The sequence below is a fragment of the Hydrogenophaga pseudoflava genome (genome assembly GCF_031020795.1).
Classification (GTDB): domain Bacteria; phylum Pseudomonadota; class Gammaproteobacteria; order Burkholderiales; family Burkholderiaceae_C; genus Hydrogenophaga; species Hydrogenophaga pseudoflava_A.
The window spans coordinates 354,532-370,486 of sequence record NZ_JAVHJP010000001.1; the positions used below are offsets into that span (position 1 = coordinate 354,532).

16 protein-coding genes are annotated in these 15,955 nt (G+C 69.1%); 11 read left to right on the forward strand and 5 right to left on the reverse strand.

Annotated elements, in window-relative coordinates; genetic code table 11:
• Positions 1-5: 5 nt before the first annotated feature.
• The 4 genes from RCO38_RS01720 to RCO38_RS01735 form a co-directional block, all read right to left on the reverse strand.
• Positions 6-1,199, reverse strand: coding sequence for a cytochrome D1 domain-containing protein (locus RCO38_RS01720; RefSeq protein ID WP_308326582.1), 1,194 nt, complete (start codon positions 1,197-1,199; stop codon positions 6-8).
• Positions 1,196-1,537, reverse strand: a complete 342-nt coding sequence (locus RCO38_RS01725) for a c-type cytochrome (RefSeq protein WP_374694493.1) — start codon at positions 1,535-1,537, stop codon at positions 1,196-1,198. Before RCO38_RS01725 ends, RCO38_RS01720 begins: the two co-directional genes overlap by 4 nt.
• A gap of 15 nt (positions 1,538-1,552) precedes the next feature.
• Positions 1,553-1,867: a c-type cytochrome gene (locus tag RCO38_RS01730; protein WP_308326583.1), complete on the reverse strand. Its 315-nt coding sequence runs from the start codon at positions 1,865-1,867 to the stop codon at positions 1,553-1,555.
• Between the two features lie 152 nt (positions 1,868-2,019).
• Positions 2,020-3,747 (reverse strand): cytochrome D1 domain-containing protein, encoded by a 1,728-nt coding sequence (locus RCO38_RS01735; protein WP_374694494.1) that lies wholly within the window; start codon positions 3,745-3,747, stop codon positions 2,020-2,022.
• Between the two features lie 232 nt (positions 3,748-3,979).
• Between RCO38_RS01735 and cobA the strand changes: the two genes are divergently transcribed.
• The 7 genes from cobA (at position 3,980) to RCO38_RS01770 (ending at position 11,463) form a co-directional block, all read left to right on the forward strand.
• Positions 3,980-4,822, forward strand: coding sequence for a uroporphyrinogen-III C-methyltransferase (gene cobA, locus RCO38_RS01740; RefSeq protein WP_308326584.1), 843 nt, complete (start codon positions 3,980-3,982; stop codon positions 4,820-4,822).
• 83 nt (positions 4,823-4,905) lie between these two features.
• Positions 4,906-5,601 carry a substrate-binding domain-containing protein gene (locus RCO38_RS01745; protein WP_308326585.1) on the forward strand — a complete coding sequence of 232 codons (696 nt, stop codon included), beginning with the start codon at positions 4,906-4,908 and terminating at the stop codon, positions 5,599-5,601.
• 45 nt (positions 5,602-5,646) lie between these two features.
• Positions 5,647-6,930, forward strand: a complete 1,284-nt coding sequence (locus tag RCO38_RS01750) for a nitrate- and nitrite sensing domain-containing protein (protein ID WP_308327309.1) — start codon at positions 5,647-5,649, stop codon at positions 6,928-6,930.
• 340 nt (positions 6,931-7,270) lie between these two features.
• Positions 7,271-8,548 (forward strand): CmpA/NrtA family ABC transporter substrate-binding protein, encoded by a 1,278-nt coding sequence (locus RCO38_RS01755; protein WP_308326586.1) that lies wholly within the window; start codon positions 7,271-7,273, stop codon positions 8,546-8,548.
• A 24-nt stretch (positions 8,549-8,572) separates the two neighbouring features.
• Positions 8,573-9,493, forward strand: coding sequence for a nitrate ABC transporter permease (gene ntrB / locus RCO38_RS01760; RefSeq protein WP_308326587.1), 921 nt, complete (start codon positions 8,573-8,575; stop codon positions 9,491-9,493).
• On the forward strand, positions 9,490-10,305 hold the full coding sequence (locus tag RCO38_RS01765) for an ABC transporter ATP-binding protein (RefSeq protein ID WP_308326588.1): 816 nt from the start codon (positions 9,490-9,492) through the stop codon (positions 10,303-10,305). The genes ntrB and RCO38_RS01765 overlap by 4 nt, the downstream gene beginning before the upstream one ends.
• A 150-nt stretch (positions 10,306-10,455) precedes the next feature.
• Positions 10,456-11,463: a helix-turn-helix domain-containing protein gene (locus tag RCO38_RS01770; RefSeq protein ID WP_308326589.1), complete on the forward strand. Its 1,008-nt coding sequence runs from the start codon at positions 10,456-10,458 to the stop codon at positions 11,461-11,463.
• A gap of 25 nt (positions 11,464-11,488) precedes the next feature.
• Here RCO38_RS01770 and RCO38_RS01775 read toward each other — a convergent pair whose 3' ends face one another.
• A complete protein-coding gene (locus tag RCO38_RS01775) occupies positions 11,489-12,619 on the reverse strand; it encodes an FAD-dependent oxidoreductase (RefSeq protein WP_308326590.1) in 1,131 nt (376 codons plus the stop codon).
• A 229-nt stretch (positions 12,620-12,848) separates the two neighbouring features.
• Here RCO38_RS01775 and RCO38_RS01780 point away from each other — a divergent pair, with 229 nt between their 5' ends.
• From RCO38_RS01780 to RCO38_RS01795, 4 genes are read left to right on the forward strand one after another with little or no spacing between them, the layout of a single operon-like run.
• The gene (locus RCO38_RS01780) at positions 12,849-14,006 is read left to right on the forward strand and encodes an alpha/beta hydrolase family protein (RefSeq protein WP_308326591.1); all 1,158 of its coding nucleotides are present in this window, start codon (positions 12,849-12,851) and stop codon (positions 14,004-14,006) included.
• Entirely contained in the window at positions 14,003-14,323 is a 321-nt protein-coding gene (locus tag RCO38_RS01785) for a subunit of meta cleavage enzyme (protein ID WP_308326592.1), read from the forward strand. The genes RCO38_RS01780 and RCO38_RS01785 overlap by 4 nt, the downstream gene beginning before the upstream one ends.
• The gene (locus RCO38_RS01790; RefSeq protein WP_308326593.1) at positions 14,316-15,149 is read left to right on the forward strand and encodes a 2,3-dihydroxyphenylpropionate 1,2-dioxygenase; all 834 of its coding nucleotides are present in this window, start codon (positions 14,316-14,318) and stop codon (positions 15,147-15,149) included. The genes RCO38_RS01785 and RCO38_RS01790 overlap by 8 nt, the downstream gene beginning before the upstream one ends.
• Positions 15,146-15,943: an alpha/beta fold hydrolase gene (locus RCO38_RS01795; RefSeq protein ID WP_308326594.1), complete on the forward strand. Its 798-nt coding sequence runs from the start codon at positions 15,146-15,148 to the stop codon at positions 15,941-15,943. The genes RCO38_RS01790 and RCO38_RS01795 overlap by 4 nt, the downstream gene beginning before the upstream one ends.
• The last annotated feature ends 12 nt before the right edge of the window (positions 15,944-15,955 follow it).

Sequence of the window (15,955 nt, forward strand, 5' to 3'; positions counted from 1 at the left end):
ACGGCTCAGAACCCCATGCGCGCGGCGCGCGCGGTGAAGAAGATGCCGCTGGGCGCGGGCACCTGCAACCGGGCGCGGGTGGCGAAGCCCTGCGTGTCGACCACGCTCACGCGGTCGTCGTCGCGGCTGCTGATCCACACGGCGTCGCCGCGCGGCGTGAACTCCATGTGCAGCACGGCCTTGCCCGGCTCCAGCGTCTGCACGACCTGCTGGCGCTGCGTGTCGATGACCTGCACACGGTGGTAATCGGGCACCGCGAAGTTGACCCAGACCTGGCGGCCATCGGGCCGCGCCATCACGAACACCGGCTGACCGGCCACCGGGATGCGGCCGACTTCCTGCCAGCTGTCGGTGTCGACCACCAGCACCTCGTGCCGGCCGATGGCGGGCAGGTAGGCGCGGCGCCCGGCCACGGCCCAGCCGCGCAGGTGCGGCATCTTGTAGACGGGCAGCGGCTGCTGGCCCTTGCCGTAACCGCCCAGGATGCGCCGGACCTTGGGCTGTTCGGCCCAGAGGTCCACCATGGCCAGGCCGTCCTCACCGAACAGGCCGGCGATGTAGTGGCGGCCATCGGGTGTGACCAGCGCGTCGTAGGGCTGGCGGCCGATGCCCTCGAATGTCTGCGTGGTGACCTGCTTCGGGTCCGAACAGTCGGTGACCCAGATCGCGTCGGCGTCGAACAGGCTGTAGGCGAAACGCCGGCCCGGTAGGTCGACCAGGCCGACCACGCGGGACCGCTTGCCCGGCGCGTATTCGGCCGGCACATCGGCCACCAGCGCCAGCGTGCGCGCGTCGAACACCTTCACACCACCGGGCGTGTAGTTCTGTGCCGCCACCAGCGTGCCGTCGGCGCTGATGGCGCCGCCGATGGAGTTGCCGGCCTGCAGGATGCGGCGGGCGATGCGCTGCGTGAGCAGGTCCACCATGGTGAGCGCGCCGTCGCGCCCGAACACGTAGGCGAAGCGACCGTCGCGCGAGAACACCACCGAGGCGTGCGAGAGGTCGCCCAGCCCGGGCACCTCGCCGATCAGCGCGCGGCTGGAGGTGTCCACCAGGTACAGCGTGCCGTTGGCGCGGCCGATGACCACACCCAGGTCGCCGGTGCCGCGCAGCACGGGCGCGGCGCAACCAGCGAGGCCGCCGAGCGCGGCGACGGACGACAGGGTGGCCGCGGCGGCCAGCCATGCGCGACGCTTCATCGAACACCTGCACTTTCTTCGGGAAAGCCCTGCCGAAGGCGCTGCGCGATCCAGCGCGCCTCGCGCTCACTGAGCATCGCCTTCCAGGGCGGCATGGGGGTTCCCGGCCGGCCGTGGAAGATCACGGCGGCCAGGCTGTCGAGGGGAAAGTCGGCCAGGGCCTCGCGCGTGAGCGCAGGGCCGAGGCCGCCGGTCAGGCGCATGCCGTGGCACGAGCCGCAGTCCTGCCGCACCATGCGCACCAGCTCGGCCGAGCGGATGGCGTCGGGTGCGGGCTGCGCGAAGGCCGGCACCGACCCCAGCAGCAGCGCGGACAGGACAGCAGCGAAACGCAGCACGGCAGGCCTCCCGGATCAGGACTTGAGGATCACCGCGATGGCGTCCTTGAGGTCGGGGTCGGCGATCTTGTCGGCGCCGTTGGGCGACATGGGGATGGGACCGAACACGCCGGACCCGCCCTTGCGCACCTTGTCAAACAGCTTGGCCGCGACATCCTGCCCCTTGTACTTGGCCGCGATGTCCTTGAACGACGGCCCGACCAGCTTCTTGTCCTTGGCATGGCAGGCCATGCAGCCGGACTTGGTCAGCGCGGCTTCACCATCGGCAAAGGCAGCGCCGGAACCCAGCGCAAGCACAGCAGCCGCCACAGCAGAAACAAACACTCTCATGAAGTTCTCCAGAAGAAAAACAACGAAGACGAAGTGACTTCACCCAGGGGTGCGGTGGAACCGGCTTTGCCGGGCCACTCGCACCGTCCCCCCTCGAAGCGCCGCAGGCGCGTCACGGAGGGGGGAAGCCGCGTCAGCGGCGCAGGGGGGAGTCAATAGACATCGTGTTGGGTGTTGTGCACGTTGAAGTGCCCCGTCGGCGTGATCAGGCGCGGGTCCTTGATCACAGCCTTGAGCTTGAGCGTCTTGTCGTCCACCACCACCAGGGCGCTCTCCTTGTTCTTGGCGCTCCACACCGCGAACCAGACCTCGTCGCCGGCCTTGTTGAACTCGGGCTGCACGACGCGCTTGGCGCCGTCGTCCTTGATGCCCGCCCACTCGGCGATCGGCAGCACGGTGTAGCCCTTGGCCAGGTTGTCGATGTCGTACACCGCGACCGATTGCGAGATCTTCGGATCGGGGTTCAGCGGGGTGTCCGAGTACAGGTGCTTGCTCTTCGGGTGGCTCTTGATGAACAGCGCACCACCGCCCTGGCCCTTGAGCGTGTCGACCACCTTCCACGCGTTCTTGGGGTGCTTGACCGGGTCGGTGCCGATCAGCGAGATGGTCTCGTCGCCCAGGTGGCCGGTGGACCACACGGGGCCGTATTTCGGGTGGGTGAAGTTGGCGCCGCGGCCCGGGTGCGGGATCTTGCCCACGTCGATCAGCCTGGTCAGCTTGCCCTCTTTCAGGTCCACCGCCGCGATCTTGTTGGACTGGTTGGCCGCCACCATGAAGTAGCGCTTGGACGAGTCCAGGCCGCCGTCGTGCAGGAAGCGCGCGGTGCCGATGGTGGTGACCTTGAGCGCGTCGATGTTGGAGTAGTCCACCAGCAGGGTCTGGCCGGTCTCCTTCACGTTCACCACGAACTCGGGCTTGTAGTGGCTGCCCACGATGGAGGCCACGCGCGGCTCGGGGTGGTACTCCTGCTTGTCCACGGTGTTGCCGCGGGTGGAGACGATCTTCAGCGGCTCCAGCGTGTCGCCGTTCATGATCACGTACTGCGGCGGCCAGTAGGTGCCGGCGATCGCGTACTTGTCTTCAAAGCCCTTGAACTTGCTGGTCTCCACCGAGCGCGCTTCCAGGCCGGTGCGGATCTCGGCCACGTTGTCGGGCTTCTCCATCCACAGGTCGATCATGTTGATCTTGGCGTCGCGCCCGATCACGAACAGGTAGCGGCCCGAGGCCGACAGGCGCGAGATGTGCACCGCGTAGCCGGTCTTGACGATGTTGATGATCTGCTTGGTGTCGCCGTCGATCAGCGCCACCTCACCGGTGTCGCGCAGCGTGGTGCTGAAGATGTTGGTGATGTTGTAGTTGTTCATCTTCTTCGTCGGCCGCTTCTCCGGCGGGACGATCACCTTCCAGGTGGCCTTCATGTCGGCCATGCTGTATTCGGGCGGCGTGGGCGCGTCGTGCTGGATGTAGCGCGCCATCAGGTCCACTTCCTTCTCGTTCATCTCGCCGCTGGTCTGCCAGTTGGGCATGCCGGCGGGCGAGCCGTAGGCGATGAACACCTTGAGGTAGTCCGTGCCCTTGCCCAGCGTGATGTCGGGCGTGAGCGGCTTGCCGGTGGCGCCCTTGCGCAGCACGCCGTGGCAGCCGGCGCAGCGCTCGAAGTAGATCTTGCGCGCGGTGTCGAACTCGGCCTGCGTCATGGGCGGCGCCTTGGGGTTGGTCGCCTGGTACATCGGCTCGTTGGCCAGCGGCGATCCACCGGCCTGGTAATTGGCTTCCGCCGGGCTCACTTTCTTGTCTGCAGCCGTCTGCGCGAATGCGCCGGTGCCGATCAGTGCCGCCATCGCCAGCATCGTCAGGCGAATCGTGGTGCGGGGTCTCATGGTGTTCTCTCTCCGTCGTGGATCAGCGTTTGAAGTGGCCGTCCCTGCAAGGGCGCTGCCCGCTCGCCAGGCTGCTGTCCATGGCCGGTGCGAGCAGGCACATGCTCTGCCCGGCCGCAGGCCTTGTCCTTGAACTGGTTCAAGGACGGCCGCGCGTGGCGTCCGAACAATGGGCCTCACAACAGACGGCCGGGCGATGCTGCCGGGCCGTCCACCCACGACGGAGCGACTCATGAACCTGGTCAACCTGATCACCCCCTCGCGGCCAGCGGCCGCCGACGGCCCGGCGCTCCCTCCCGGCAGGGTCACGCTGGTGGGCGCCGGCCCCGGCGACCCCGAGCTGCTGACGGTGAAGGCGGTGAAGGCGCTGCAGGCGGCGCGGCTGGTGCTGTACGACCACCTGGTCAGCCCGGCGGTGCTGGAGCACCTGAGCCCCGATGCCGAGCGCATCTATGTGGGCAAGGAGAGCTCGCGCCACACCCTGCCGCAGGCGTCCATCATCGAACTCATGGTGCAGCTCGCGCGCAGCGGCCGCTCGCTGCTGCGCCTCAAGGGCGGCGACGGCTACATCTTCGGCCGCGGCGGCGAGGAGGCGCAGGCGTTGGCCGCCGAGGGCATCCCGTTCACCGTGGTGCCCGGCCTCACCGCCGCGCAGGGTGCGGCGGCCTCGGTCGGCATCCCGCTCACCCACCGCGACCACGCCTGCTCCCTGGTGCTGGCCACCGGCCACCTGCGCGACGGCCAGGGCCTGGACATGGACTGGGCCATGCTCGCCCGCCCGCGCCAGACCGTGGTGCTCTACATGGGGGTGAACAACCTGCCCGAGATCTGCCGCCAGCTGATCGCGCACGGCCTGCCGCCGCAGACCCCGGCCGCGCTGGTGGAAAAAGCCACCCTGCCCGACGAACGCTGCATCACCGGCACCCTGGCCGAGCTGCCCGCGCTGGCGCTGCGCCACCAGGTGCGCCCGCCCGCGCTGATCATGGTCGGCGGGGTGGTGTCGGTGCGTGCTCAGCTGGTGCCGGCGCAGGCGCCCGCGGTGGCGCCGCCGGCGCCCTTCCATGCCGTGGCCTGATAACAGAAAGAACGCGCGCACACGGGTCAGACGGGCACGGCTTTGATACGCTGCCCGGCTCCATCCACGAGCCCGATGCCGCCATGCCGTCCACCACCCTGACCCTGATCTCTTCCATGGCCACCAAGGCCCTGCTGGCCGACCTGGTGGCCGCGTATTCGGCGCAGCACCCGGAGGTGTCGGTGGCGGTCACCTCGGTGGGCGGCGTCGACGCGGCCAGGCGGGTGGTGGCCGGCGAGGCCTTCGACATCGTCGCCCTGGCCTCGGATGCGCTCGAGAAGCTGGCCGCCAGCGGCCACGTGGCCGGTGACAGCCGCGTGGACATGGTGCATTCGGCCGTGGCTGTGGCGGTGCCGGCCGGCGCCGCGCACCCGGACATCGCCACCGAAGCCGCGCTCAAAGCCGCGGTGCTTGCCGCGCCCACGCTGGGCTACTCCACCGGCCCCAGCGGCGTGCAGCTGGCCCAGTTGTTCGAGCGCTGGGGCATTGCGCAGCAGATCGCGCCGCGCATCGTCACGCCGCCGCCGGGCACCTCGGTGGCCTCGCTGGTCGCCAAAGGCGAGGTCGCGCTGGGCTTCCAGCAGCTCAGCGAGATGACCGGCGTCGCCGGCATCGACGTGATCGGCGGCCTTCCGGAAGCGGTGCAGATCGTGACCACCTTCTCGGCGGCGCGCGCCACGGCGAGCACGCAGCCGGACGCCGTGCAGGCCCTCCTGGCTTTTCTGGCCAGCCCTGCCACAGCGGCGCTCAAACAGCGGCACGGCATGAAGGCCGTCTGATCCCCCACGCCCCAGGCGGCACGAATGTTGCTGCCATCCCGGGGCATGAAATCGGCCTTCTGTTTCCTCATTGCTGCCAAGCGCTGCGAGATCGCCGGCTTGCAGCAGCTCGCGCTGACCAGTGCCCTGGTCAACGCCACCGGCCGCTTCATCCACGCGCTGCAGCGCGAGCGCGGCCTGTCCAACCTTTATCTGGCTTCGCAGGGCCAGCGCTGGGCCGATGAGCGGCTGGAGCAGGTCGTGCGCTGCGACGAACTGCAGGCCGAGGTGCGTGCCGCCTTCGACATCCTGGACACCGAGACCCCGCGTGCGGGCAACGGAGCGCGCCTGTTCAGCCGCATCGCCTACGTGCTGCAGGGCCTGGACGCCCTGCCCCTGCTGCGCCAGCGCGTGCAGACCCAGCAATGGGCGGCCGCGCGCGCCACGGCCGGCTACATCCGCCTGATCAACGGCCTGCTGGCGGTGGTGTTCGAAGCCGCCGACAGCGCCTCGGACCCCGACATTTCGCGCCGCCTGGTCACCCTGTTCAACTTCATCCAGGGCAAGGAGTTCGCGGGTCAGGAGCGCGCCACCGGCTCGGCCCTGTTCGCGGCGGGCTGCGCGCAGGCCGACGGCCAGCAGCGCCTGCTGCACCTCATCGACTCGCAGGAGCGCTGCCTGCAGGTGTTCACCGACTTCGCCAGCGAGCCGCTGCGCGAGGCCTGGGCGGCCGTGCAGCGGCACGACACGCAGGCCTCGCTGGAGCGCCTGCGCCGCATCCTGGCCACCTCGCTGCCGGCAGGCCCGCTGGACACAGGCCTGAGCCAGATCTGGTTCGACGCCTGCACCGCCCGCATGGACGCCATGAAGACGGTGGAGGACGCGCTGGCCGCCGAGCTGGAGGCGCTGTGCCACCAGCGCCTGGCGGCCGCCACGCGCGACCTGGCCGACTTCCAGAAGTGGCAGCGCGCCGAGTCGCTGGGCGAAGACCTGCCCGAACACGGCGACTTCTTTGATGAAGGCCAGGCGGTTCCCGCGCCGCCGGTCAACCTGGCCCACCCGGTGCAGGCCTACGGTCCGCAGGTGGAGCGCTCGATCCTCGAACTGGTGCACGAACAGGCACAGCGCCTGCAGCAGATGGGCGACGAGCTGGACATGGTCCGCGCCAGCCTGAACGAACGCAAGATCGTCGAGCGCGCCAAGGGCCTGCTGATGGCCCACCGCCAGCTCAGCGAGCACGAGGCGCACAAGACGCTGCGCCAGATGGCGATGAACCAGAACCGGCGCCTGGTGGACGTGGCGCAGGCGGTGCTGGCCATGGCCGAGATCCTGCCGCCGGGCCTGCGCTGAGCCAACCTGCTGCGGCGCACAAAAGCTGTGCCGCACCACAGCGGCGCACCAGTTTGAAGCCATCCCGGCGCCCCGTCCAGCGGCGCCACCTCTCCAGTCTCTCCAAAAACACCAGCCAATTCAAAGAGTTACGTCTTGACGGGTGGTCGTGGCACAAGCTGGCACGGTCCGTGCTGAGAGATGGTCAACGGGACGTGCCAATGGCGGCACACCCTCCCGACCGTCTCAGGACACTCAGGACAACGGCGTCCATTTCTCGCCCCCCATCGAGGGGCCTGGAATGGGCGCCGTTTTGTTTTTTCCGGCTTCAGTTTTGGTTTTTTCTTCACAGGAGTTGAGCATGAACGACCACCGCGCCACGACACCCGAGACCGCCGCAGCGCCCGCCGCGGACAGCGCCTCGCGCCGCGACTTCATCAAGAAGGGCGCCGCGGCCGCCACCTTCTTCTCCACCCTGGGCCACAGCGGCGTCTGGGCCGCCGGCTCCGACGCGCCGGAGAAGGCTGAGGTCAAGATCGGCTTCATTCCGCTGACCGACTGCGCCAGCGTGGTGATGGCCGCTGAACTGGGCATCGACAAGAAGTACGGTGTGAAGATCGTGCCGACCAAGGAAGCGAGCTGGCCCGGCGTGCGCGACAAGCTGGTCAACGGCGAGCTGGACTTCGCCCACGTGCTCTACGGCCTGATCTACGGCGTGCACATGGGCACGGCCGGCCCCAAGAAGGACATGGCCGTGCTGATGAACCTGAACCACAACGGCCAGGCCATCACCCTGTCGAAAAAGCTGGCCGATGCGGGCGCGGTGGACGCCGCCAGCCTGGCCGCCGTGATGGCCAAGGACAAGCGCGAATACACCTTCGCCCAGACCTTCCCGACCGGCACCCACGCCATGTGGATCTACTACTGGCTGGCCAGCGCGGGTATCAACCCGATGAAGGACGCCAAGGTCATCACCGTGCCGCCGCCGCAGATGGTGGCCAACATGCGCGTGGGCAACATGGACGGCTTCTGCGTGGGCGAGCCCTGGAACCACCGCGCCATCCTCGACGGCATCGGCATCACCGCCGCCACCACCCAGCAGGTCTGGAAGGACCACCCCGAGAAGGTGCTGGGCACCACGGCCGAGTTCGCCAACAAGTACCCCAACACGGCGCGCGCCGTGACCGCGGCCATCCTGGAGGCCGGCAAGTGGATCGACAGCGGTCTCTCGAACAAGAACAAGATGGCCGAGACAATTGCCCAGCGCGCCTACGTGAACACCGGCGTGGACGCGATCAACCAGCGCATCCTCGGCCGCTACCAGAACGGCCTGGGCAAGACCTGGGACGACCCGGACCACATGAAGTTCTTCAACGAGGGCAAGGTCAACTTCCCCTACCTCTCGGACGGCATGTGGTTCCTCACGCAGCACAAGCGCTGGGGCCTGATCAAGGACCACCCCGACTATCTGGGCATCGCCAGGCAGATCAACCGCATCGACATCTACAAGCAGGCCGCCGCCGCCACCAAGACACCGCTGCCCGCCTCCGAGATGCGCAGCAGCAAGTTCATCGACGGCGTGGTCTGGGACGGCAAGGATCCGAAGAAGTACGCCGATTCGTTTGCCGTGAAGGCCTGATCGTTCCAACGGAAGGAGAACCCCATGGTTGCCGCTGTTTTTCATTCACCGCTGGAGGCCACCGCCGTGCCCGCCCCCACCTCGTCCCCCATCGCCAAGGCCGTGAGCGCGACCAAGCCCGCACCTGTCGCCGCCGCCCCCGTCCCGCAGAAGCCGGCGCGCGACCTGCGCGGCTTCTGGCTGGCGGTGCTGCCGCCCGTGCTGGGCCTGGCGGTGCTGGTGCTGGTCTGGCAGGCCATTGCCTCCACCTCCAACAGCGGCATTCCCAAACCCGCCGAGACCTGGGCCCAGGCCGTGGAGGTGTTCTCCGACCCGTTCTACAGCAACGGCCCGAACGACCAGGGCATCGGCTGGAACATCCTGTCCTCGCTCAAGCGCGTGGCCATCGGCTTCGGCCTGGCCGCGCTGGTGGGCATCCCGGCCGGCTTTGCGATTGGCCGCTCGGTGTTCCTCTCGCGCATGTTCAACCCGCTCATCAGCCTGCTGCGCCCGGTCTCGCCGCTGGCCTGGCTGCCGATCGGTCTGCTGGTGTTCAAGGGCGCCAACCCGGCCGCCATCTGGACCATCTTCATCTGCTCGATCTGGCCCATGGTCATCAACACCGCGGTCGGCGTGCAGCGCGTGCCGCAGGACTACATGAACGTGGCCCGCGTGCTCAACCTCAGCGAGTGGAAGATCTTCACCAAGATCCTGTTTCCCGCCGTGCTGCCCTACCTGCTGACCGGTGTGCGCCTGGCCGTGGGCACGGCGTGGCTGGTGATCGTGGCGGCCGAGATGCTGACCGGCGGCGTGGGCATCGGCTTCTGGGTCTGGGACGAGTGGAACAACCTCAACGTCTCGTCCATCATCATCGCCATCTTCGTGATCGGCATCGTCGGCCTGCTGCTGGAGTTTGCGCTCATCAAGCTGGCCTCCCTGTTCACCTATGAGGAAGTGAAAGCATGAACACCGCCGCCATGAACACGAAGTACATCGACATCCAGGGCGTCGAGCAGACCTTCAAGACCAAGAAGGGCCTGTTCCCCGCGCTGCGGGACATCCATCTCACTGTGGCCAAGGGCGAGTTCGTGGCCCTGATCGGCCACTCGGGCTGCGGGAAATCCACGCTGCTCAACCTCATTGCAGGCCTCACCACACCCACCGACGGTGTGCTGCTGTGCGCCGACAAGGAGATCAAGGGCCCCGGCCCGGAGCGCGCGGTGGTGTTCCAGAACCACTCGCTGCTGCCCTGGCTGACCTGCTTCGAGAACATCCACCTCGCGGTCGAGCGCGTGTTTGGCGCCACGGAAAACAAGGCGCAGCTGAAGGCACGCACCGAAGCGGCGCTGGCCCTGGTAGGCCTGACCGCCGCCGCGCAGAAGCGGCCCGGCGAAATCTCCGGCGGCATGAAGCAGCGTGTGGGCATCGCCCGCGCGCTGTCGATGGAACCCAAGGTGCTGCTGATGGACGAGCCCTTCGGTGCGCTGGACGCGCTGACCCGCGCCAAGCTGCAGGACGAGCTGCTGGAGATCGTCGCCAAGACCCACGCCACCGTGGTCATGGTCACGCACGACGTGGACGAGGCGGTGCTGCTGTCCGACAAGATCGTGATGATGACCAACGGCCCCGCCGCCACCATCGGCGAAGTCCTCTCGGTCGAGCTGCCGCGCCCGCGCAACCGCGTGGCCCTGGCCGACGACCCGCAGTACCAGCAGTACCGCAAGGCCGTGATCGACTTCCTCTACACGCGCCAGGCGCACGTCGAAAAAGCCGCCTGAAGCCCGCAGGCATGGGGACCTGGTGCGGGGCCCATGCCCTCGGCGCACCCACCTGGTGCGCTGCACAACCCGTTGTTCCGTCTGGTTTTTCTGATCGGCATGTAATGAGTCACCGGCTCCGAAGCCGCAGAAAAACGAGATGGAGACCACATGCCCACAGCGACCGCCGCCGAGCCCGGCAAGGCTTGCCACTTCACGATGGACACCACCCCTGAACCCCTCCGGGCGCTGCGGTTCCAGAAGGAGATGCAGTCCACCTTTGCCATGCACCTGGCCATCAGCAGCCCGCCCGCCACGCCCTTGACGGCGGATGTGCGGGGCTACTTCGGACGCAGGCTCCGTTTTGCCGCCCTGCGGTTCTCGGCCCACTCCACGGCATCCACCCGGACCCGGCACGCCAGCGAGTCGAGGCTGCTGGTGTCCTGCCACCGGCAGGGGGCCGCCGTGGTGACGCAGGGTGGCCGCGAAAGCCGCATCGAGGCGGGCGATTTTTTTGTCATCGATCCATCGCGGCCCTTCCACATCCAGACCACCGACAGCGAGGTGCACTCGGTCTACCTGGAGCCCCAGGCCCTGCGCCAGGTGCTGCCCCACTGGGACATGCTGACGGCGCGCGCCATCCGGCCCGATGTGAAAACCGCCGCGCTGTTCACCGGCCTGCTGGACCAGCTGTTCGCCATGGCCCCCGACATCGGTGAGGACATGGCCGACGACATCTCGGAGGCCTTGCCCCACCTGCTCGCGCCTGCGCTGCGAACGCTGCAGGACGAGGCGGACGCGTCGCCCTCGCGCCTGAAGGCGCTGCACCGCCAGCGCATCCGGGCCTATGTGCGCGACCACCTGTGGGACAGTCAGCTCAGCGCGCAGGCGATCGCCCAGGGCGTCAACCTGTCCCCGCGCCACGTCTACGAGCTGTTCGACGAGCGGGACGGGCTCCCGCTGATGAAGTCGGTGTGGAAACAGCGGCTGGCCATGTGCCGCCGCGACCTGGCGGCGCCGGCCCTGCGGTCCCGGTCCATCGGTGAGATCGCCTACGCCTGGGGCTTCAGCAACGTGTCGCACTTCAGCCGCGCCTTCAAGGCGGAATTCGGCATCGGGCCGCGCGAGTTCCGCCGCGCCCGGGAGCTGGCGGGCACGGTCCCGGCGGCCCGCCACTGAGCGGTAGCCTCCGGCCTCGCGGGCCTCAGATGGGCTCGGCGAGGATGCGCAGCGAGCGCTCCACCAGCTCGGCCTGCTGCTGCATCGGCGCCCGCGCCTGTTCCCTGCGGCCGATCTCCAGCGAGTTCTCCACCACCAGGCGGCAGCGCTCGTAGCGCCGGTTCATGAAGCCTTCGAAGGCCGCCTCGACCGAGGCGTTGCGGGCCAGCTCTTCGCCCAGCACCAGGGCGTCCTCCACCGCCATGCCCGCGCCTGAGGCCAGGTGCGGCGTGGTCGGGTGGGCCGCGTCGCCGATGAGGATGGCGCGGCCTTTCTCCCAGGGGCGCGGCAGCAGAAAGCCCTCCAGCGGCCGGAGCACCACATGCGACGATGGATTCAGGCCCTCGCGCACATCCCGCAGGACGCCGCCGTAGCCCGCCAGCAGGCGTTTCAACTCGCCCGGCAGCTGGTCGTCCGGCAGGGCGGGCCGCTTGGGCCCCGTCTCCAGCACGAACATGTACATCTCGTCGCGCGACACCGGCGTCAGACCGACCTTCACCGGCCCGCCGAGAAAGAACATGCGGCGGACCACCTCTGGCGGCCTGGGCACGGTCACGCGCCAGACGCACTGACCGGTGTAGACCGGCCCGGGCGCCTCGGGAAACAGCAGGCGCCGGACCTTGGAGAACACCCCGTCCGCGCCCACCACCAGGTCGTACCGCCCCGATGTCCCGTCGGACAGCCAGGCGGTCACCCCGTCGGCGTCCGGGTCCAGCCGGTCCACCGTCAGGCCCAGGCGCACCTGCGCGCCGCTGGCCAGGGTCTTCTCGGACAGGATGCGGTGCAGCACCGGCCGCATGATCCCGCCCGAACCCGGCACGTCGCCGTCGGCCACGATGGGTGTGGGCACCACGTGCGAGGGCGCGCCCTGCGCATCGCACACCTGGATGCCGTCGCCGGTGAAGCCTTCGCGCCGCACGGCGTCCAGGATGCCGAGCGCCCCGAAGGCGCGCAGCGTGGGACCGGTGATCGAGATGCCCGCGCCGTACACCCGCCAGTGCGGGTCCAGGTCGATGAGGTCCACGGCCATGCCGGCCTTCCTCAGCGTGATGGCGGTGGACATGCCCGCGATGCCGCCGCCAACGATCAATGCCCTGCGTGTGGATGAGGTGCCCATGGTGTGCGTGAGGTGGATGCTGAGAAGGTGACAGGCCCCCCTGATGGAGGCCCTTTAGGGCATTAGGCGTGGGACGCTCGAGGGGCGTCAATGCGGCGAGGGCACTGTCGCCATCCCAGGCAAAACGCATCGCAGGCCCAGTCAAATGGCGCTACACGGACAGAACAACATCGCGGAGCCCTTTTTCCTACGATCCACCCAGAACCTTCCCACCACAGGAGTCCCCGCCTTGAGCCACGCCGCACCGGCCCCAGACGTTGCCGACCGCCCCAAGACCCTCGACGAGTCCAAGCAGTGGATGCACCAGCGGCTGCGGTCGCGTTTCCACCCGATGAACGCACTGGACCTGCAAGACGGCCCCGCCTTCATCGACGGTGTGCCCGGTCTGGACGGCGCCACCTGGGGCGGCTACTGGTATGACCTCGGCGACCGGGTGCGCAGCGAGGCCGCCCAGGCCGAACAGGCCGGCGACACCGGCCGGGCGGCGGCCCTGTACCAGAAGGCCAGCGGACTCTTCTTCATGGGCCGGTTCCCGTGCCCCAACCACCCTGCCAAGGAGCGCTGCGCGGTGGCCGAGCGCGAGACCTACCTGGCCGGCAGCCGCCACTGGCGCGAACCCATCGAGCGCGTCGAGATCCCCTTTGCCGGCCAGCCCGGCGAGGGATCGCAGGTGGTGGTGCTGGTGCGCAAACCGGTCGGTGTGACGCGACCGCCCGTGGTGCTGATGTGGGGCGGCGTGGACGCCTGCAAGGAGCAGATGACGGCCGCGTCCGACGCCTTGCTGGCGCGGGGCGTGGCCACCGTGGCCATGGACAACGCCGGCACCGGGGAGTCGCCCGTCAAAGGCGTGCCGGACGCCGAGCGCCAGTTCATCACCGCGCTGCAATGGATCGCCGCGCAGCCTGATTTCGACGGCGCCCAACCCGCTGTGCTCGGCCGCTCCTTCGGCGGCTACTGGGCCACCAAGCTGGCGCACCTGCTGCCCGATGCGCTGGCCGGCGCGGTCAACTGGGGCGGTGGCGTGCACCACATGTTCCAGCCGGACTGGGTGCAGGCCTCGCGCTACCCGGACAGTTACCTGATGGAGCTGGTCGAGACCCGCAGCCGCATGCTGGGCGCGACGAATGACGCCGAGTACGTGAGCGGCTTCGGTCGGCTCTCGCTGCTCGACCAGGGCCTGCTGGACCGGCCCTGTGCGCCGCTGCTGCTGGTCAACGGCAAGGAAGACAGGCAGTGCCCGGTGGCCGACATCCACCTGCTGCTCGACCACGGCTGGCCCAAGTCGGTGCGCATGTTCCCCGGCGGGCACATGGGCCTGACACCCATGACCCTGCCCACCATCGTGGACTGGCTGGCGCGGCAACTGCGCCCGCGGGGAACGGCATGACGCCAAGCAACTGGCGACAGGCCATGCCATCGGCCGAGGCCTACTGGATGAACCGGGTGCTCTACGACATCCACCATGTCGACAGCCACCTGCAGCGCTACAAGGCCGACCCCGACGCCTACATGGCCGAGGTGCCGCTGGCCGCCGCCATGAAGGCGGCCATCCGCGACAACGACATCGGCGCGATGTACCTCGCGGGCGTCAACCCCCTGCTGCTGCGCGCGCACTGCCTGGGCCTCCGGATTTCCGAGGCCGCGTTCGTGGCTTCGCTGCGCGCGGTGGGCCAGGATTCGACCGGGGAGGTCCCCCATGGCTGAGATCGTCTCGGTGCACGCCACCAGCCACACGCCGGTGATGATCAACTTCCCCGGTGCCATCCCGGACGAGGACCGCGAGCGCATCTTTGCCGGCTTCCGGCAGGTGGGCGAGGAGATCCGGCAGGCCCGCCCGGATGCGGTGGTCGTGGTCTCGGACGACCATGTGCACAACTTCTTCCTGGACAACCTGCCGGCGGTCTGCATCGGGGCCGCCGCGAGCTGGAAATCGCCGGTGGAGCACTGGCTCAAGATCGACCCCCACGAACTGCGGGGCGACGTGCAGCTGGGCGGCCACCTCATCACCAGCGCGCTCGAAGGCGGCTTCGACCCCGCCTTCTCCATGGAACTGACCCTGGACCACGGCACGCTGGCTCCGCTGCACCTGGCCGGCATCGCGCGCGAAGTGGTGGTGGTGCCGGTGCTGGTCAACTGCGTGCAGCCCCCGCTGCCTCCCATGAAGCGTGCGCTGCAGTGGGGCCGCCTGCTGGGCCAGGCCCTGCGCAACTACGGTGGCTGCGAGCGGGTGTCGGTGCTGGCCACCGGCGGCTTGAGCCACGACATCGCCACCCCCCGCATGGGCCTGGTGAACGAAGCCTTCGACCGCGAGTTCCTGCGCCTGCTGGCGGCGGGCGACGACGCCCGCCTGCTGGACCACGCCACCCACCGCGTGCACGAGGCCGGCAACGGCGCCGAGGAAGTGCGCACCTGGCTGGTGGCCCATGGCGTGGCAGACGGCGCCGCCTTCGACACGCTGTACTACAAGGCCGTGCCGGCCTGGTACACCGGCATCGGTCTTGGTCGCTGGCGCACCGGGCGCGTCGTATGAGCACCGCCCGCCTGTTCCACAGCGTGCACGGACCGGACGGCGCGCCCGTGGTGGTGCTGCTGCACCCGCTGGCCACCCACAGCGCGCTCTGGCAGCCGCAGCTGCCGGCGTGGTCCACCCGGTTCCGGGTGGTCTGCGTCGACCTGCCCGGCCATGGGCGCAGCCCGGTGCTGCCCGAGGTCACCACCTTGAGCCAATACGCAGCGGAGGTCCGGCGGGTGCTCGACGCCCTGGGCGTGGACCGCGCGGCCCTGGTCGGCCTGTCGCTGGGCGGCATGGTGGCGCAGGCCTTTGCGCTCGACTGGCCCGGGCGCACCCAAGCGCTGGTGCTGGCACACACCAGCGCCCGCACCGAGCCCGCCGTCTGCGACCTGTGGAGCACCCGCCTGCAACAGGCGGCCGACGAGGGCATGGCCGCGCAGGTTCCGGCCATCCTGGGGCGCTGGTTCCCGCCCGCGTTCGCTGCCTCGGCACCCATGACGCTGCAATGGGTGGCGGCGCAGATTCTGTCCACCCCCTTCGCCGGCTACGCGGCGGCCGTTGGCGCGATCCAGCGGCTGGACCACCTCGACCGTCTGCACCGCATTGCCGCACCCACACTGGTGGTGGCTGGTGAGCTCGACGCGGCCGCCCCGCCCGCGCTGGCCTGGTCGATGGCCGAGCGACTGCCCCGAGCCACCCTGGTCACGCTGCCCGGCAGCGGCCACATCGGCAACGTGCAGCAAGCCCTGGCGTTCACGGAAACCGTGGGCGCCTTTCTCGTGCAATCGCCGGATTCCCCTGCTTCCCCATAACACCGACGGAGA